This is a genomic window from Paenibacillus amylolyticus (genome assembly GCF_047302515.1).
Taxonomy (GTDB): Bacteria; Bacillota; Bacilli; order Paenibacillales; family Paenibacillaceae; genus Paenibacillus; species Paenibacillus amylolyticus_G.
The window spans coordinates 4,261,707-4,279,392 of record NZ_CP168019.1 but is presented as its reverse complement, the minus strand read 5'-3'; the positions used below and the strand labels follow the sequence as shown (position 1 = coordinate 4,279,392).

15 protein-coding genes and 1 riboswitch are annotated in these 17,686 nt (G+C 50.3%); of the genes, 12 read left to right on the top strand and 3 right to left on the bottom strand.

The window, feature by feature from the left end; translation table 11 throughout:
• Positions 1 to 49: 49 nt before the first annotated feature.
• Positions 50 to 1,576 (top strand): NAD(P)/FAD-dependent oxidoreductase, encoded by a 1,527-nt coding sequence (locus tag ACDJ59_RS18675; protein ID WP_413404843.1) that lies wholly within the window; start codon positions 50 to 52, stop codon positions 1,574 to 1,576.
• A gap of 327 nt (positions 1,577 to 1,903) precedes the next feature.
• On the opposite strand, the gene ACDJ59_RS18670 is transcribed toward ACDJ59_RS18675, so the two are convergent.
• On the bottom strand, positions 1,904 to 2,707 hold the full coding sequence (locus ACDJ59_RS18670) for a Cof-type HAD-IIB family hydrolase (RefSeq protein WP_413404841.1): 804 nt from the start codon (positions 2,705 to 2,707) through the stop codon (positions 1,904 to 1,906).
• A 278-nt stretch (positions 2,708 to 2,985) separates the two neighbouring features.
• The gene (locus ACDJ59_RS18665) at positions 2,986 to 3,990 is read right to left on the bottom strand and encodes a lipoate--protein ligase (protein WP_413404839.1); all 1,005 of its coding nucleotides are present in this window, start codon (positions 3,988 to 3,990) and stop codon (positions 2,986 to 2,988) included.
• A gap of 189 nt (positions 3,991 to 4,179) precedes the next feature.
• On the opposite strand from ACDJ59_RS18665, the gene cobD reads away from it, so the two are divergent.
• The 11 genes from cobD to ACDJ59_RS18610 all read left to right on the top strand — a co-directional run bounded on the left by cobD (position 4,180) and on the right by ACDJ59_RS18610 (position 15,767).
• Positions 4,180 to 5,370 (top strand): threonine-phosphate decarboxylase CobD, encoded by a 1,191-nt coding sequence (gene cobD / locus ACDJ59_RS18660; RefSeq protein WP_413404837.1) that lies wholly within the window; start codon positions 4,180 to 4,182, stop codon positions 5,368 to 5,370.
• A complete protein-coding gene (locus ACDJ59_RS18655; RefSeq protein WP_413404835.1) occupies positions 5,367 to 6,197 on the top strand; it encodes an adenosylcobinamide amidohydrolase in 831 nt (276 codons plus the stop codon). Before cobD ends, ACDJ59_RS18655 begins: the two co-directional genes overlap by 4 nt.
• A gap of 44 nt (positions 6,198 to 6,241) precedes the next feature.
• Positions 6,242 to 7,222, top strand: coding sequence for an adenosylcobinamide-phosphate synthase CbiB (gene cbiB / locus ACDJ59_RS18650; RefSeq protein WP_413409854.1), 981 nt, complete (start codon positions 6,242 to 6,244; stop codon positions 7,220 to 7,222).
• A complete protein-coding gene (locus tag ACDJ59_RS18645; protein ID WP_413404833.1) occupies positions 7,213 to 7,893 on the top strand; it encodes a histidine phosphatase family protein in 681 nt (226 codons plus the stop codon). The genes cbiB and ACDJ59_RS18645 overlap by 10 nt, the downstream gene beginning before the upstream one ends.
• Before the next feature lie 155 nt (positions 7,894 to 8,048).
• A riboswitch (cobalamin riboswitch) is annotated at positions 8,049 to 8,192 on the top strand.
• Between the two features lie 442 nt (positions 8,193 to 8,634).
• Positions 8,635 to 9,633, top strand: a complete 999-nt coding sequence (locus tag ACDJ59_RS18640; RefSeq protein WP_413404831.1) for an ABC transporter substrate-binding protein — start codon at positions 8,635 to 8,637, stop codon at positions 9,631 to 9,633.
• The gene (locus ACDJ59_RS18635) at positions 9,630 to 10,676 is read left to right on the top strand and encodes a FecCD family ABC transporter permease (protein WP_036610733.1); all 1,047 of its coding nucleotides are present in this window, start codon (positions 9,630 to 9,632) and stop codon (positions 10,674 to 10,676) included. Before ACDJ59_RS18640 ends, ACDJ59_RS18635 begins: the two co-directional genes overlap by 4 nt.
• Complete coding sequence (locus ACDJ59_RS18630; protein WP_413404829.1) at positions 10,673 to 11,485, top strand: ABC transporter ATP-binding protein; 813 nt, start codon at positions 10,673 to 10,675, stop codon at positions 11,483 to 11,485. The genes ACDJ59_RS18635 and ACDJ59_RS18630 overlap by 4 nt, the downstream gene beginning before the upstream one ends.
• A gap of 45 nt (positions 11,486 to 11,530) precedes the next feature.
• A complete protein-coding gene (gene cobT, locus ACDJ59_RS18625) occupies positions 11,531 to 12,652 on the top strand; it encodes a nicotinate-nucleotide--dimethylbenzimidazole phosphoribosyltransferase (RefSeq protein ID WP_413404826.1) in 1,122 nt (373 codons plus the stop codon).
• Positions 12,649 to 13,209 carry a bifunctional adenosylcobinamide kinase/adenosylcobinamide-phosphate guanylyltransferase gene (gene cobU / locus ACDJ59_RS18620; RefSeq protein ID WP_413404824.1) on the top strand — a complete coding sequence of 187 codons (561 nt, stop codon included), beginning with the start codon at positions 12,649 to 12,651 and terminating at the stop codon, positions 13,207 to 13,209. Before cobT ends, cobU begins: the two co-directional genes overlap by 4 nt.
• Positions 13,206 to 14,096, top strand: coding sequence for an adenosylcobinamide-GDP ribazoletransferase (cobS, locus tag ACDJ59_RS18615; RefSeq protein WP_413404822.1), 891 nt, complete (start codon positions 13,206 to 13,208; stop codon positions 14,094 to 14,096). The genes cobU and cobS overlap by 4 nt, the downstream gene beginning before the upstream one ends.
• A 126-nt stretch (positions 14,097 to 14,222) precedes the next feature.
• Positions 14,223 to 15,767 carry a cobyric acid synthase gene (locus ACDJ59_RS18610; RefSeq protein ID WP_413409853.1) on the top strand — a complete coding sequence of 515 codons (1,545 nt, stop codon included), beginning with the start codon at positions 14,223 to 14,225 and terminating at the stop codon, positions 15,765 to 15,767.
• A 126-nt stretch (positions 15,768 to 15,893) separates the two neighbouring features.
• Here ACDJ59_RS18610 and ACDJ59_RS18605 read toward each other — a convergent pair whose 3' ends face one another.
• Entirely contained in the window at positions 15,894 to 17,594 is a 1,701-nt protein-coding gene (locus tag ACDJ59_RS18605) for a methyl-accepting chemotaxis protein (RefSeq protein WP_289391560.1), read from the bottom strand.
• Between the last annotated feature and the right edge of the window lie 92 nt (positions 17,595 to 17,686).

The window sequence follows — 17,686 nt, the reverse complement described above, 5'->3', positions numbered from 1 at the left end:
GGCTACAAGTGTAGATGAAATATGATGGATTAGAGAGGATGAAGTGGCGATGTCCGACATGAAAAAAGCTGTGGTGATCGGGGCAGGTATTGCAGGGTTAATCACTGCAAGGATGTTATCTGATTATTATGATGAGGTATGTATCATTGAGCGAGATGAATTGCCTTCTGAGCCGGCAAATCGGCAGGGTGTGCCTCAATCCTTTCATCCACATCGTGTATTACCGCGCGGCGGACTCATTCTGGAACATTACTTTCCCGGATACAATGACGAATTGGTCGCGCTTGGTGCCATTCCTTCACATGAAGAGAAGTTTATGATTGCCAATCGCTACGGTACATTAGTTAATAAGGCGAATGCTGCTTCCTCATTCAAAATTGCATCGAGCAGCAGAGCCCTGCTGGAATGGGTACTGCGTCAGCGAGTCCAGAACATAGATCATATAAGTTTCTTAACGAGTACGGAAGTTACCGGGGTAATGGCATCAGAAGATCAGCGTTTGATTACAGGCGTGTATACCAAGGAAAGAGGCCGGAATAACCGGGAAGCAATGCTTGCAGCAGATATGGTTATTGATGCTGCGGGACGTTCTTCCAAATTGATCAGATGGCTTGAACAGATAGGGTTGTCCGTGCCTGAGCCGGAAGTGCTGAAGGTGTCGCTTGGTTACAGCACCCGCTATTATAAGATACCTTCCTCTATTCAAAATGACTGGGGAACGGTGATAACAGAGTCTGATCCTGTGCAAGGAATTCGTGCAGGCATGTTGTGGCGCATTGAGAATGATATCGCTGGTCTATTACTGTTCAATGCAGGAAGAGATGAATATCCGTCAACCCATCCGGATGAGTTCCAAGAGCAAATCAAACATCTGTTTGCTTCGGATGAAATCGTAGCGTTGGCAGACCAGCTGGAGCCTTTTCAAGGGCCTCGTGGATACCGTATTTCCGAGTCTGTTCTTCAACATTTTGAACTGATGGAGAATTGGCCCTCCGGATTACTTGTCCTTGGCGATGCATTTTGCAGCTTCGATCCGATCCATGGTCAAGGCATGACGGTCGCTGCAATTGAAGCCGAGACCATAGCGAAATGTTTGGATGAGCAGCGAATGCATCCTGAGCCGCAGTTTGAGCGCCAAGTGTTGCTTCGTATGCAGCAGGCCATTGAACCGGCCTGGTGGCTTAGTTCTGTGGCCGATCTGCGTTGGAAAGGGGTCGAACATGTTGGGCCTTCCCGAATGAAAGGGGTTGCGTTTGCTCAGAAGTATATAAACTTGTTTACGAAGCAGGCGATGAAAAAGGCGAGTCAGGAAAATAATAAACATCTCTTTTTTACCCAGTTCCTGATGAATGCTCTAATCCTTCCTCCAAGTGAATACTTTAAAGGTGAAATCCTGAACATGATCCTGAACGACAACGGTTCCGAAGAAGAAATGGAGTTAAGAGCAGAGCTTGGTGTCCAAGATCCGGAGCTGTTCCAGCAAAGAATAGATGAGATCATTCCGTCATTTCAACTGGAATTTGATGGGCAAATCAAGAAACTGCTGGAGTCTTTCCAGCATGCCATGAGCAAGTAAAACAATGAATCGTGGTGTGTGAAAGTAGGCAAAACATGAAACGAATAATTTTAAATTTCATAGCTAGCATTATAATCTCAATCATTGTATTTTTTATTGTTTTGTTTTTTGTCGATGTCCCAGATACAAATCGTGTCATTTTATCTATGGCGATTACGATTTCACTACAATTATCCTTAATCAGCGCATTGTTGCTCTCAAAACATAAAAAATAACAGAAAAATATACCTAATATAATCGCTAAATAGGATAATGAACATATTTTTAAAATCAAAAAAACAGCCCTGTACAGCGAAATTCGCCGACCGGGCTGTTCGTTGATTTTATTTACTCTGCGTTCAGCACGAACTTCTCAATAACCTCTTTTACGCCGTCTTCGTTATTACTTGCCGTAATGTAATCCGCCAGCTCTTTCAGCGCAGGGATGGCATTCCCCATCGCTACACCAAGACCAGCAACTTCGAGCATCTCATGGTCGTTCCAGGAGTCGCCGATGGCAATACACTCGCTGAGCTGGTGACCAAAATGGTCAGCCAGGAAGGTCAGGGCATGGCCTTTAGTTCCTTCATTGTGCATGATCTCCAGGAAGTAAGGTTTGGATTTTGTGATATGCACTTGAGATCCGAGCAATTCACGCAGGTCAACAGCAACCTTATCCAAGTAGTCTGGCTCATCGATAATAAGCAGCTTCGGTGTTTTTTGTTCGATGACTTTGATGAAATCAGATTCGATGTAATATTGGGTGCCGTTTAATTTGGCATAATCACGCAGCTTGTCGTTTTCCTCACGGGCATACAGCTTGTCGTCAATGTATGTTTGAAGATGGAGATTGTTCTCCAGGCAGTAATCATACAATTTGCGGGAAGCTTCCTGTGGAACGTAACGCTCATAGAGGACTTTTTCGTCCAGCAGGTTTTTCACCAATGCGCCTTGATACGTAATGATCGGCACGTTAAGTCCGGTTTGACGAGCAAGCGCTTGTGCGGAAGCATAAGCACGTCCAGTCGCCAGCGTTACAGTTACACCATGGGCAACCGCTTGTTCCAGTGCAGTCTGTGTAGCAGGGGTTACTTCCTTGTTGTCGTTGATCAGTGTGTCGTCAATGTCGATTGCAATTAATTTGTAGGTCATCTGTGTTTCTCTCCTTTTTTATCTGTATCTATATTAACGAACGAAAAAATAAGTTTTACACGAGGCCACTCCGAATACAGATTCATCTTTCGATCGCTGTTATCCCCGGATTTTTGATTCCATTTCCCCAAGGAGAAATCCGTTGATAGCTTATGCTTCCGATGTAGCTTTCTTTCAGAAAGCTTTAAGCGAACGCTTCGCTTCTCCCGATGAATTCTGTCTTCTCCGTTAACGTGTAATCTTAGACTTCGTTCTAAAACTATACTTACATCTAAATTTTACTCTTCCAGGAAAACAAGGCCGATAAAGTCTTCCAGCTCAAGGTTGCCGAAGTAATGTTTTACATCCAGGCCCTCAAGTGCTGTACGCACCTCGGTTTCTTCATACCGTTTGCCGCGCAGCATATTTTCGATATCAGCTACATCGCCTACACCGAAGAAGTCACCAAAGATTTTGATATCTTCGATGCGTCCATCCTTAATGTTCATGCGCAGATCGATGATACCGACAGGGAATTTGCGAGTGTGCTTCACATTGCTTTCCGGAGACAAGCCATAGTTCCAGTCCCAGTTGTTATAACGTTCAGCGGAGATTTCCTTAATTTTTTCCCAGTCCTTGTCAGTCAGCTTGTATTGCGGGACGTCTTGTGGCTCCATTCTGAAAATGTGACGTAACAGCTCATCGCGGAACTGCTCAATCGTCAGGTTGGTGTCAATCAGATCCCGTATGTTGGCGACCCGGCTGCGGACGGACTTGGTGCTCTTGGATTTGAACTTCTCGGGATTGACGTTCAGGGAAGCCTGAACATGCTCCAGATTCAGATCAAACATCAATGTGCCATGACTGAACATGCGCCCACGTGTGGAAAACTGGGCGTTGCCCGAAATTTTCTTTTCGCCGACTTGCAGATCATTACGCCCGGTCAACTCGGCATTTACACCAAGCTCGTGCAAAGCTTCAACCACAGGCTGGGTGAACTTGCGGAAATTGTGGAAGGATTGACCGTCATCCGCTGTAATAAAACTGAAATTCAGGTTGCCCAGATCGTGATATACCGCTCCGCCTCCCGAAAGGCGACGAACCACCTGCACACCGTTATCCTGAACGTACTCGATATTAATTTCCTCAATCGTATTTTGATGTTTTCCGATGATGATCGACGGACGGTTGATGTAAAACAGCAGATAGCTGTCGTCCTCCATCGGCAGATGCTTCAGAATGTACTCCTCAATGGCGAGGTTTACAGAAGGATCTGTAATGCCCTGGTTGTCTACAAACAGCATGGTCATTCCTCCATTAATGTATGTGAGGGATTGCTAGTCCCTTATGTAGTGAACCTTGTATATCAAAAGGAACCGAAATTCCTCTTCTATTGTAAACGAATTATGGTTGGGACACAAAGAAAACAGGATTGACCCACACCTCCAGTGCCATCCATAATAAAAAGGACATACAGAAAGGATGACGGAAGAATGACCGGTTATATCGAAGTGTTCGGACATGGCGGGGACGTGGAGACGGCTGCGTCACGATTTGGGAGGGAAGCCGCTGATTTTCTGGATTTCAGTGCCAACATTAATCCGCTCGGTCCGCCCGGAGGAGTGCTGGAGGCTATACAGCAAGGATTGCAGTCGGTGATTCGGTATCCCGATCCGGCGCATCGAGGATTCAAAGCACTGCTGAGCGAGCGTCTTGGTGTGATGCAGGAGCAGATTTCCGTGGGCAACGGCGCAGCCGAAAGTATGGCGCTCATTCTGCTGGGGCTTGCCCCGCGTAAGGTGGGTACGGTGGAACCGGGATTTTCGGAGTACCGGTCGTTGGCACGACAATTCGGTGCCGAGGTTGTGCATACGGAGGGAAGAGAAGAACTGGCGTGGCGAGCGGAACCCGAGGACATCGAGCAGCTCATGGAAAAGGTAGACCTGCTCTTCCTCGGCCAGCCCAACAATCCAAACGGTGTACAATATCCACTTGAGGTATTACAAAGGCTTGCACGCAAAGCGGAAGAAACGGGAACCGTACTTGTCATTGACGAGGCCTTTATGGATTTTATTCCGGTAGACCGGCGTCAGTCCCTGGCAGCACAACTGAATGACTATCCTAATGTGATCATCATTCGCTCGATGACGAAGTTTTATGCCATTCCGGGTTTGCGTCTCGGATATGCTTTGGGCCGTGCGGAATACATCCGGGCGATGACGAAGAAACAGGTGACCTGGAGTGTCAACGGTCTGGCACTCATGGCAGGGGAAGCCTGTCTGCGCAGCGGAGAATGGTACGAACAGGAGACCATATCACAGATCACGCGGGAACGGGGGCATCTCATCGAAGGGCTGAAGGCGTACGGATGTGCGGTGACACCGGGAGAGGCGAACTTTATTTTGGCACGTGTGCCGGCCCCTTGGACAGCGGCATCAATGCAAGAGGCGCTGGGCCGAAGGGGCATTCTGATTCGCAGCTGTGCCATGTATCCGGGGCTTGACAAAGGGCATGTACGTTTCGCGGTCAAGGATGCAGATGCCAATGCTACATTACTCGAAGTGCTGGGCAGCGTGCTGGAAACCAAGGGATATCCGAATGCCGATCAGACCTCCATTCATGAATCAAGTCAGCAGGAGCAGACAAAAGATTCGGAACAGGAACAGGGAGGGAAGCGGCAATGACACTCCCGTTTTATAACTACTTTACGAATGGAGAAACAGACGAGAATGAATATGCTTCCTCTTTCTGGCCGGGACTAGAGATATCCGCACATGAACGACATATCAAAGCACAGAGCCCAATGGCTGTCCAAGCGCTGTCGAGTGCGGTATATGGCGGCGGGATGTTTGAACTGGATCGCATATTTAACATCTATGTGGACAGGGATTACCGCTGTGATGATCCGCCGCGTGATATCGAACAAGCGCTGAACGAATGGCAAGAGCCACGCGATCAATGTGCCGGATTATTGACGGCCGTAAGACTGGAGCATACCTCCATTCAGGAATATACAAGTGATGAATTTGGTCTTCTGTGCTGCACCACTGCGGGTGTATCAAATGCCGCACGAGCGGGGTCGGAGAGAACGGTATTTGATGCGGCGGGAAATAAGATGATGTCTTCCGGCAGGGAGCGTTCTGCTCCTTCAGCACGGAATCTAACGATTCACCCCTATGTCCCGGGTACAATTAACATCATGCTCTGGTTGAATGGACACATGACCACCGGGGCGATGGTGAATGCAGTACAGACAGCGGTGGAAGCCAAAGCGGCAGCGCTGGCGGATGCGGGTGTTTTGGATTCGGAGAACGGGTTGCCCGCCACCGGCACCACAACCGATGCCATTGTGTTGGCGGTACGTCAGGCAGTGGAGGAACCTCATCCGATGATCACTTATGCCGGGACAGCGACTACGGCAGGGGCGGCGATTGGCAGATTGGTATACGACACGGTGACGGAGAGTCTTCAGGCCGGATTGTTATGGAAAGAGAGGATCAGGCACAAATGACTTTTGAGCTGGAGCATCTATGGACTTGGCCTTTCTGGACAGGCATGGCGGGAGCCTGGATTATTATACTTGCGTACCTGTTGGACCGATGTATCGGAGATCCGCGCTGGATTCCCCATCCGGTGATTGGCATGGGAAAAGGCATCTCGGCGTTGGAGCGTGTCATTCGCTCGCGTGTGATCACAGATTCGGGGCTGAAGAGAGCAGGGCTGTTGTTCCCGATGGTGATTGCAGGGGGTTCTTTTGCGATCACGTGGGGATTCGTATATCTGCTTGGACTAATCCACCCTGTCATTGCAGCGGCAGCTGAAGTGGTGCTCATTGCAACGACCATTGCTTCAAAAGGGCTGAAGGATGCAGGCATGGAAGTGTATCGTCATCTGAAGCAGCAAGATTGGCCGGCGGCCAGACGTTCACTGGGCATGATTGTTGGACGTGATACGGCGCATCTGGATGAACCCGAGGTTGTGCGGGGAACGGTAGAGACAGTTGCCGAAAATATCGTGGATGCCATTGTATCACCGTTATTCTATGCGCTCATTGGAGGCGCTCCGCTTGCCATGGCTTATCGCGCCGTTAACACGTTGGATTCCATGGTCGGATATAAAAATGACAAGTATCTGCATCTTGGCTGGGCCTCGGCACGTCTGGATGATGTGGCGAACTGGATACCTGCCCGGCTGACCGCGATTCTGTTAATTGTGGGTGCCTGGGTCATGAAGCTGGACGCCAATGGAGCAGCACGCATGGTCGCACGGGATGCAAGATTACATCCAAGTCCGAATAGCGGTTTTCCCGAATCAGCGGTGGCTGGAGCACTGGGCATCCGGCTTGGCGGACATAACGTGTATCACGGCGTTGCTTCATTTCGTGCCTACATGGGTGAAGCCACACGGCCGATGGAGGCCGAGGATATTGTGCAAACGTCACGCCTGATGTTCTGGTCGGCAGGGGCTTTTGTGGTACTATGCGTGTTCATAACGCTGGGTGTGTGGCTGGCAGGAGGGACGCTGTTATGGTCATAAATGCAGGAAATGAAGTACATACGAATCAGCAGCCTGAGCCGCTGAAACGAAACATTCTGTGGGTCCGTCATGGGACAACGCTGTGGAATATGGAAAAAAGATACCTGGGGCATACCGACATTTGTCTGCTGCCAAATGCGAAAGAAGAACTGGCTCCGCTTCATGAACAATTGAGCGGTGTTTCGTGGAATGAGGTATACTGCAGTGATCTGCTTCGCTGCCGGCAGACGCTGGAACAGATTCTTCCTGATGCCATCGGACAGGTGAAGTTTGACTCGCGCCTGCGCGAGAATGATTTTGGACAGTGGGAAGGGCTGACGTATGATCAGCTCAAGGATAACCCTGTGTACCGAAGCTGGATTGATGCGCCGCAGGAGGTCACTCCGCCCGGAGGGGAATCGTGGCAGGAGTTTACCGGACGGTTGGATTCCTTTCTCCAAGAGATGTTGTTGGAGGGTCGTCCTTCAATGCACGTTGATGAGGGGCGCGAGTCAACCATAGTTGTGGTTACGCATGGTGGTGTCATCCGGTATGCCTTGTCCCGTCTGATTGCCGGGCTTGGGTTCTGGGATACACATGTCGTACCGGGACAGGTGATTCAGGTTCAGCTTGATCAACGGGGGAATGAGTGGTTTGGCAGCACAGTGACTTTTCCGCCGATCGGGTTGTAAGGATGTACAATATACCCTATAATCACAACAGAAGTGTGACTTCAGCATGGATACAGATACGCTGCAGGTGTGAAGCCTGAACGAGTATGTAGCATGCAGAAATTACACGGCAATGGTTTACCATATCAGCGACCAAGGGTCCCGCGTGTGAAGGCTGTTTTCATGGCAAATTTAGTTACGAGTCATGAAACACACATGGGTGAAATGGGGAAGCCGGTGCAAATCCGGCACGGTCCCGCCACTGTAAAACAGGATGATTCCTGTAAGTCAGGTTACCTGCCCTGGACGTACAAACCGGTGTTCCTTCGAGGAAAGGACAGCGTTTCGGGCTATTCTATGCGCATGGACAACCCTTGGTTGAACATGTACAGATCGCCATATGCGAGACGTCATCCCTGATCCTTGTCCAAGGATTGGGGATTTTTTATTGTCATGTAAGATAAACCGAACTTTTACACGTTAACGAAGAGTGCAGAACCGATCTGAAGAAACGGAGTGTTCGCTTAAAGCTTTCTACAAGAAAGCTACATCGGAAGCATACGCTTATCCCCGGATTTTCCCTTTCGAAAAGGGAATCAAAAAAATCTGGGGATAACAGCGATCGGAAGATGGTACTGCAATCGGAGTGGACTTGTGTAAAATTGATGGGTTTAACTTGTACAGGAACACCAAGGCATGGGGAGTAAGAGTTTGAGCACGATGCAAGAAAATAGCGCAAATAGAGAAGGGGAGAATAACAGAATGAATTTCAAGAATTGGAAAAGCGTAGCGTCCCTGCTAAGTGCAGCGGCACTTGCACTGGCTTTGGCCGGATGTGGCAATGCAACAACAAACGAGGGCACAGGTACTTCACAGCAACCGGCACAGGAGCAGTCCCAAGGCCAGGCGCAGACGGACCTCAAAACACAATATCCACTGACAGTTACGGATGCAACGGGTGAATCGTTCACCTTTGAAAAGGCACCAGCCAAAATCGTATCCGTGTCTCCGGCTGAGACGGAATCCCTGTTTGCCCTTGGATTGGACGATCAGATCGTTGGTGTATCCGACTATGACGATTATCCGGAAGCGGCAACAACCAAAGCTAAAATGGGCGGTATCAGCAAGCCCAATGAAGAGTCCATCATTGCCGCTGAAGCCGACATTGTCTTCACAGGTATCTCGATGAGTGAGGATGCGGTGAAGAAGCTGCGCGAACTGGGCATTACCATATTCAAAACGGATCCCAAATCCATCGACGATGTCATGAGTAATATCGAAACGTTCGGTAAAATTACCGATCATCAGGAAAAAGCACAAGAAATCATCACTCAGATGAAACAGGACGTGACGGATGTAACCGAAGCGGTGAAGGCAGTTAAACCGGAAGAGAAGAAAAAAGTATACGTTGAATTCTCCCCGGGCTGGACTGTGGGTAAAGGCGAATTTATGGATGAACTCATCACTGTAGCCGGTGGTAGCAATATTGCTTCGGACAAAGAGGGCTGGTATGAAATTAATGAAGAGAACGTGATTGCCTCCAACCCGGATGTGATCCTGTATGCCAACGATGTAATTGACGAAAACTCCAAAACACTGGATCAGATCATCAAGGCGCGCAGCGGCTGGGATCAAATTACGGCTGTGAAAAATGACGCGGTTATTGGCCTGGATGCCAACCTGCTGAGCCGTCCGGGTCCACGGGTAACTCAAGGGTTGAAAGAAGTAGCCAAAGCGATCTACCCTGACTTGTTCCAATGAGTAAAAAGCTGATCCTGTTCGGAACGACGGGCATGGTGCTGCTGGTGCTCACCGTGCTCATCTGCACGGGCATTGGTTCAGTAGCTTTGCCGATCCGGGATATTGCAGGCATCCTGATTCACAAAATTCCATGGGTAGGCGATTGGATTACACCGGATTGGAATAAGGCAGCCGAACAGATTATCTGGAAAGTCAGATTCCCACGTGTACTGCTTGCCGTGCTCGTGGGCGCATCGTTGGCGATTGCCGGTACGGGATTTCAGGGGGTTCTTCGGAACCCACTGGCAGACCCGTTCACCCTGGGCGTATCATCCGGTGCTTCGGTGGGTGCAGCCTTTCTGATTTTCTTCGGATTGCAGTATGCACTGATCGGAATCTGGACGTTGCCACTGGTGGCGTTTTTGACGGGTGTAATCACGTTATGGTTTGTTATGGCACTGGCTCGTGAAGGGCGTAAAATACCTACACACAGCCTCATTCTGGCTGGTGTGGTCATGCAAAGTTTCCTGGGCGCAGTTGTTTCCTTCCTGTCGACCATGTCGAAACAAACGATTAATGAAATTATATACTGGACGATGGGAAGTCTGGCTCTGCGTGGGTGGTCGTATACGGCCATCCTTTTCCCGTATTTTCTGTTAGGACTGGTCTTTCTCTGGAGCCGCGCACGCTCGTTGAATGTGCTTGCACTGGGAGAACGTCAAGCGGCACATATCGGGATCGGAGTGGACAGACTCAAGCTGTCCGTGCTGGCAGTTGGCACACTGCTGACTGCTGGGGCTGTCTCGGTATCGGGTGTCATTGGATTCGTTGGATTGGTGATCCCGCATATGTTGCGGCTGCTGGTGGGACCGGATTACCGACTGCTGGTACCTTTGTCTGCCATTGGTGGAGCGATCTTCATGGTATGGGCCGATACCATCGCAAGGTCGTTGCTGGCGCCAACTGAAATTCCGCTCGGTGTTGTCACCGCCTTTGTTGGTGCGCCGTTCTTTGCTTACCTGCTGAACCGGAACAAAAAGTTGCAGAAGGGGATGATGCCATGAATTCCAGTACCATTTCCAACTCGACTTCACTTATCTCCATTAAGGGAGCAGGGAAGTCATATGGCAATCACCAGGCACTGCGCAGCGTAGACTGGCATGTTGGCGAAGGTGACTGGTGGGGAGTTGTCGGACCAAATGGCAGCGGCAAGTCTACCCTGATCCAGCTTATTGCCGGAACGGAACAGTTAAACGAAGGTCAGATCCGTATCGATGGTCGAGACATCGGCTCTTACAGCCGTAAGGACCTGTCGCGCATGATCGCTGTATTGCAGCAGGATGGCTTGCCATCCATCTCCTATCCTGTACGAGACGTGGTGGAGATGGGGCGATATCCGTACCAGAACTGGCTGGGGCGGGAAGTGGGCGATGGGGCACTTGTAGTGGACAGGGTGCTTGAAGACCTGGGATTGACAGAGCTGGCGGACAGACCGCTGGATGCACTCAGCGGCGGGCAACGGCAGCGAGTCGCACTAGCCAAAGTTATGGCTCAGGAGCCGAGGTTACTGCTGCTGGACGAGCCGACCACGTTTCTGGATATTAAATATCAATTGCAATTCATGGAATTGTTATCGGCATGGCGACAGAGAAATAACATTACGATTGTGGCTGTGCTGCATGATCTGAATCTGGCCGCGTTATTTTGCGATCACATTCTGGCGCTGCGTGAGGGGATGGCGGTTGGAAAGGGTACACCTCATACGTTGATCAACGATGAGAATATCCAGGATATATTTCGCGTCAAACCCGCGATTGTCTCTCATCCCGACCATGCCATACCTCAACTGCTGTTGCGGCGGGACATCGATTAAATGAAGCGGGGCAACCTATATTTTGATGAAGGAAGTGCTGGTTGTATGAATAATGAACAGGTGTTGGAGCATTTAATAAGTAAGATTACTGCTCCTGATCAGCAAGTGGCGGCAGAAACCTCTGCACATGTGGATTCGTTGACGAAGCCGCCGGGAAGCCTGGGCAAGTTGGAAGAGCTGGTGATCCGCCTGGCAGGCATGACGGGCAATGCACGTCCGCGTTTTGATCACAGGGCGGTCATTGTCATGGCCGCGGATCACGGCGTAGTGGAAGAGGGCATCAGTGCTTTTCCTGCCGAAGTGACTCCGCAGATGGTCCTGAATTTCCTCGCTGGAGGCGCTGCGGTGAATGTGCTTGCCCGTCACGCCGGAGCTGGTGTGATCTGTGTGGATATCGGTGTGAATGCTGATCTTGAACATCCGGACCTGCTTTCCCGTAAAATTCGCAAAGGCACGGCCAACATGGCCCGAGGGGCAGCGATGACCCGGGATGAGGCAGTTCGGGCTATCCTTGCAGGAGCCGAAGTTGTATCGGCAGAGGTGGCGAAGGGAACACAACTGTTTGTCACCGGGGAGATGGGAATTGGAAATACTACCGCAAGTGCTGCTGTAATGAGCGCGTTAACCGGAGTTGCACCAGCTGCCGCTGTGGGGAGAGGCACTGGCATTGATGATGCTGGCTTGCAGCGCAAGGCTGCTGTAGTCAGCCGGGCGCTTAGCGTAAACGCACCAAACCCGGAAGATGCACTGGATGTTCTTTGCAAGGTGGGTGGACTGGAGATTGCTGGACTCACGGGGGTTATCCTCGCAGCAGCTGCTCATCGTTGCCCAGTCGTTGTAGACGGATTCATCTCTACCGCGGCAGCGCTGGTGGCGAGACAACTTGCACCTCTGAGTACAGCCTATATGATCGCTTCTCATACGTCACACGAAAATGGACATGGAGCGCTGCTGCGTGAACTGGACCTGAAAGCGATGCTGGATCTGGACATGCGTCTGGGTGAAGGCACAGGCGGCGTGCTTAGTCTTCATCTGATTGACGCAGCATGTCTCATTCTGAACGAGATGGCGACCTTTGCAAGCGCGGGTGTCTCGGACGGGGCAAGCCATGCTTCGGACTCCGCTGCGTCGGTTGATTCATCCCTTCAAGGAGAGAGTTCCCGATGAGCGTACTGGTGACAGGCGGCGCACGTAGTGGTAAAAGCTCCTTTGCCGAGCGTCTCTGCATGCAGCGTTCCTCGGAGGCTTGGTATGTGGCGACAGCTCAGGCGTACGATGATGAAATGCGTGAGCGTATCTCGATGCATCAGCATCAGCGCGAGGCATCAGGGTATCTGTGGCACACGATGGAAGAGCCGATACATCTGCCTGCTTTGATAAGCCGCATGGGTGAAGGGCATACAGGGACTTCTGCACCCACCATTCTGGTGGATTGCCTGACACTGTGGCTGACAAATGTTTTGTTAGCGCACGAGTATGACGAGAAACAGGTGTTACAGGCACATTTGGACGCGCTGGTTGAAGCGATTCGAACCTATCCCGGTTTGCTTGTTCTGGTTACAAATGAAGTGGGAGACGGGATCGTACCGGAATATGCCCTTGGCAGAAAATATCGGGATTTGGCCGGTATACTGAATCAGCGTATTGCGGCGATATGTGGAGAAGTGTTTCTGGTGACCGTAGGCATTGCGATTGAACTAAAAAGCAAGGAGTACCGCTTATGAAGGATGGCACGCCTGCTCCTCAGCGTAAACATGCGGCGGCAGCCGCTTTTCAATTTTTGTCCCGTTTCCCTGTCAAAATGCAAATCGATTTTGTCCCGCCGCTGCTGCGGGAAAGTGTAGTCTTTTATCCGCTGGTTGGTGCAGCGATTGGTCTGTGTGTCTGGCTCGCGGGAGCCTTAAGTGGTGCAGTGCTTCCGGCCTTACCGGCTGCTGTCCTGACCCTAACGTTATGGGTATGGCTAACCGGAGGACTCCATCTTGACGGATGGATGGATACGGCGGATGGCTTGCTCAGTTATCGTAGCCGTGAACGGATGCTGGAGATTATGAAGGACAGCCGTGTCGGGGCAATGGGCGTGATCGCCTGCGTGTTGCTTCTGATGATGAAGGCTGCGCTGATCGCTGATTTTATTGCCCGGGGCCACTGGGTGTATGGTGCGCTGCTGATCCTGCCCATGATCTGGAGCCGCTGGTTTATGGTGTATGCGATGTCGGCCTGGCCGAATGCGCGCGGAGATGATGGACTTGCCGTATTGTTCAAAGGTCTCGGTGAGCGGAAGGAGGTCCAGCGTGCACGCAGCTCAGCCGTGGGGCTGACCTTGATCGCAGGGGCAGTTACGTTTGCCGCGGTGTGGCTTTTTAAGCCGGATATGGGGATTGCGGATGCGATGGTGAGTGGGCTGGGAACACTGCCATGGTGGCTATACCCGGTGACGGCAGTTATTATACTGCCTGTCGCGTGTTATTACATCGGCCGATTCGTGGCTGCCCGGATCAGTGAACGGCTCGGCGGTTTAACCGGGGATACGTATGGTGCCATGAATGAGCTGCTGGAGGCGGCTTTGTTGACCGTGCTGAGCGTGCTTCAAGGACTGTTCTGGCTTTAACTTTTGAAGTATGAAGCAGCTTGGAAAGCGTTACACATGAGGTTGGGAGCAAGGTGATCTGGATATAACACGGCGACAGGGGGAGAGAGCGTGGAAGATAGGCCATCACAACCAGCGGCGGTACTGATGCTGCAAGGAACGGCTTCCGATGTAGGCAAAAGTGTCATCACAACGGCATTGTGCCGAATTTTTAAACAGGACGGCTTCAAGCCAGCCCCGTTTAAATCACAGAACATGGCACTGAATTCCTATGTGACGGAAGATGGCAAGGAGATTGGTCGGGCTCAGGGGGCACAAGCTGAAGCCTGCGGTATTGAGGCGACAACCGATATGAACCCGATCCTGATCAAACCGGTGCGGGACATGCATTCGCAGATCGTGGTTCACGGTGTACCTTTTGCCCAGATGAGTGCATCGGACTACCGTCAGCATTTCCTGCCTGAAGCAAAGCATACGGTTATGGATGCGTTGAACCGACTACGGGAGACTTATGATATTGTTCTAATGGAAGGAGCGGGCAGTCCGGCCGAGATCAATCTGAAGGATCGGGATATCGTCAACATGAATCTGGCAGGCTGGGCCGATGCGCCGGTGATTCTGATCTCCGATATTGATCGGGGCGGGGTGTTTGCTTCCATTGTAGGTACGCTGGAGCTGCTGGAACCCCATGAGGTGGCGCGTGTCAAAGGGTTCATTATCAACAAGTTCCGCGGTGATCTGTCCCTGTTGCAACCGGGACTCGACTGGCTCGAAGAACGGACAGACATTCCAGTATTAGGTGTATTGCCTTACATAAGAGATATTCAAATTGAAGCAGAGGATTCAGTGGTGCTGGACTCCATGCGTCATGGTAAATCCGGCAAAACCGAGCTGGATCTGGCGGTGATCCGATATCCGCGAATTTCCAACTTTACAGACTTTGATGCACTTTCCCGTGAACCGGATGTGAATGTGCGTTACGTGACCTCGCCAGAGGAATTGGGCAGTCCGGATGCCATTCTTCTACCGGGTACGAAGGATACCATAGGTGACCTGGCATATCTGCGTGAGTCTGGGCTGGAGCAGGCGATTGCCAGTCAGACCGAGCGTGAGCATGTTCAGCTTGTAGGAATATGTGGCGGATACCAGATGCTGGGACGTCATCTGAAGGACCCGTTTGCTGTGGAGGCGAATCAGATCCAGGAAGCAAAAGGACTTGGCTGGCTCCCGCTATCGACAACGTTTCTTCAGGAAAAGCAGACTGTCAGAGCTTCCGGACGGGTGCAGCCTGATCACCCGATTCGTCTGTATCGTGAGCGAGATGTAACAGATGCTTCATTACCTGTTAATGGATATGAGATTCATATGGGTGTTACGGAGTGTCACGAGCCTGAACGTGTAACCGCGTTGTTTGAAATCTCACATCCAGGTGGGCAACCTTTTCAAGAGGGCTGGGGCTCAGAGGATGGCAGCGTGTGGGGAACCTACCTGCATGGTTTGTTTGAAAGTGATCTGTTCCGCCGTTCGTGGCTTAATGGTTTGCGTGCAGGAAAGGGACTGGCTCCACTTCATGAGACATATAGTGTACATGAACGTAAGGAAATGGAGTTTGATCGGGTAGCGGAATCATTGCGTTCGGCATTGGATATGAAGCGTGTGTACGAGATTATGGGTGTTCAGGCACCCGAGTGAAACAACAATACCCCCATGTCCGACAAACCGTTCTCTAGAAACGGAATGTTAGCGGCATGGGGGTATTGTATATCCTATGATTAAATGAGGTTTAAAACAGGTGTTGATAGGTTAATGGTTAACCTGTTAGTTTATTTTGAAATTTTTCATAGCGGATTGCAGCTCTACAGCTTGTTCATGCAGATGACGAACCGTATTCGAATGTGAATCCATCTCGCTGAGCTGAAGATCTGCTGTTGAAGCAATCTGTAACATGCTCTCACGTGATTTGGTCGTAATCTGTGCCGTTTCTTCAACGGATGCACTCACTTCTTCAGCACCAGCAGATACTTGTTGTGTAGAAGCAGAGACGGTCTGAATGGTCAGATTCACGTTCTGAATCAATTCATTCAGTTGCTGGAAGGCTGAGCCTGCCTGTTGAACAACAGTTGTGCCTGAACCAATCTCCTGGGTTACACGGTTCATGGCGTCAACGGAGCGTTCAGCATCTTCACGAATGGTACCCAGATAATCCGAAATTTCTTCGGTGGCTGTCTTGGATTGCTCGGCAAGTTTGCGAACTTCTCCAGCAACAACAGCGAATCCGCGGCCATGCTCTCCAGCACGTGCTGCTTCAATGGAGGCGTTGAGTGACAGCATGTTGATCTGTTTGGTGATTTCAAAAATGGAAGCGACAATGGTGCCGATGGCTACCGAACGTTCATTCATAGTTTCCACATAACGCAACGATTCGCTTGCTGTCTGGCCTACACGCTCCATCTGCTCAATGGCATTCTGAGCCAGTCGGTTACCGTTAACTGCCTCGTTGGCTGCTTCACCAATCTGGTCAGACACTTCAGCGGAAGAAGAAGCAATATGCATGATACCTTGCGTAATTTCTTCCATAGCTCTGGCGTTCTCGGATGCGCTTGACGCAATGCTGATGCTGCCTTTTTCTGCATCTTCTGCGGAGCGGCTGGAGTTTCGGACCATACCGGACATCGATTCAACCCGCTGAAGCAGGTCATTGGAGCCTGATACAACTTCATTGGACGTGGACAAGGCACGGCTAATCATTTCTTTCAGGTTATGCGTCATCGTCTGGAAGCTTGCGGCAAGCTGGGCAATTTCATCTTTACCTTTGATCTCTAGTTCAGCGGTTAGATCACCCTGGGATATTTGTTTGCTATGTTGGACGAGCTTGATGATTGGTTTGGTAACTCTTTTGATCATACTAGTGGAGATAAGCCAGCCGAGCACAAACACTAATGCTGTAATCCCAAGACACAACCAGAAAATCTGGGTAATCTTGTCTTGAATGAACTGGGCATCCATGCTCACAGCCATAATCATGTTACTTCCTGCAATGGGGATAAAGGCTGCTTTATGTACACCAAAGGAATCGGAGTAGACCTCACTGATTACCATTTCTTTGTTCTCAATAGCTGCATTCATTGCTGGCTCTACACTAATCTCATCCTGGGCTTTCATGCCTGAGGAAGAGTTGGCAACAACCACTTTGGCTGAGCCATCTTGAATAGCAACAACGTAAGCAGCATCCAGATTATGTTCTTTTGCTTTATCTGCCAGATACGATTCCACGGTCATGGCAGCACCTTCAGAACCGGCTCCGCCACTCTGTACCTGTAGGATTTTGGATGCCGAAGTATTCTTGTATATATCCTGAATGGACGTGTTTAGGACTTTGTCAAACTGCGGAAGCACGTAGCTTTGAATAATATTCATCGATACGGCATAGAAACTAATACTGAACAACAGGGAAGCAACCAGCAGAACGAGGAACAAAGTGCCTCTGATTTTACCGGCGACGGTGCGATTACGAAACATATGATCATCCTTTCACGTCAAGTTCATTAACATTGTCGCTTTTCCCTACTCATAAGTCCTATCTACCAATGAAGAAAGACCTAAATTAAACG

Coding starts and splice junctions, on each gene's coding strand:
- ACDJ59_RS18605 (WP_289391560.1), bottom strand. CDS start 17,594: ATGTTTCGTAATCGCACCGTCGCCGGTAAAATCAGAGGCACTTTGTTC.
- ACDJ59_RS18640 (WP_413404831.1), top strand. CDS start 8,635: ATGAATTTCAAGAATTGGAAAAGCGTAGCGTCCCTGCTAAGTGCAGCG.
- cobS (WP_413404822.1), top strand. CDS start 13,206: ATGAAGGATGGCACGCCTGCTCCTCAGCGTAAACATGCGGCGGCAGCC.
- ACDJ59_RS18665 (WP_413404839.1), bottom strand. CDS start 3,990: ATGCTGTTTGTAGACAACCAGGGCATTACAGATCCTTCTGTAAACCTC.
- ACDJ59_RS18655 (WP_413404835.1), top strand. CDS start 5,367: ATGACACTCCCGTTTTATAACTACTTTACGAATGGAGAAACAGACGAG.
- cobT (WP_413404826.1), top strand. CDS start 11,531: ATGAATAATGAACAGGTGTTGGAGCATTTAATAAGTAAGATTACTGCT.
- ACDJ59_RS18645 (WP_413404833.1), top strand. CDS start 7,213: ATGGTCATAAATGCAGGAAATGAAGTACATACGAATCAGCAGCCTGAG.
- cobD (WP_413404837.1), top strand. CDS start 4,180: ATGACCGGTTATATCGAAGTGTTCGGACATGGCGGGGACGTGGAGACG.
- ACDJ59_RS18675 (WP_413404843.1), top strand. CDS start 50: ATGTCCGACATGAAAAAAGCTGTGGTGATCGGGGCAGGTATTGCAGGG.
- cobU (WP_413404824.1), top strand. CDS start 12,649: ATGAGCGTACTGGTGACAGGCGGCGCACGTAGTGGTAAAAGCTCCTTT.
- ACDJ59_RS18630 (WP_413404829.1), top strand. CDS start 10,673: ATGAATTCCAGTACCATTTCCAACTCGACTTCACTTATCTCCATTAAG.
- cbiB (WP_413409854.1), top strand. CDS start 6,242: ATGGCGGGAGCCTGGATTATTATACTTGCGTACCTGTTGGACCGATGT.
- ACDJ59_RS18635 (WP_036610733.1), top strand. CDS start 9,630: ATGAGTAAAAAGCTGATCCTGTTCGGAACGACGGGCATGGTGCTGCTG.
- ACDJ59_RS18670 (WP_413404841.1), bottom strand. CDS start 2,707: ATGACCTACAAATTAATTGCAATCGACATTGACGACACACTGATCAAC.
- ACDJ59_RS18610 (WP_413409853.1), top strand. CDS start 14,223: ATGCTGCAAGGAACGGCTTCCGATGTAGGCAAAAGTGTCATCACAACG.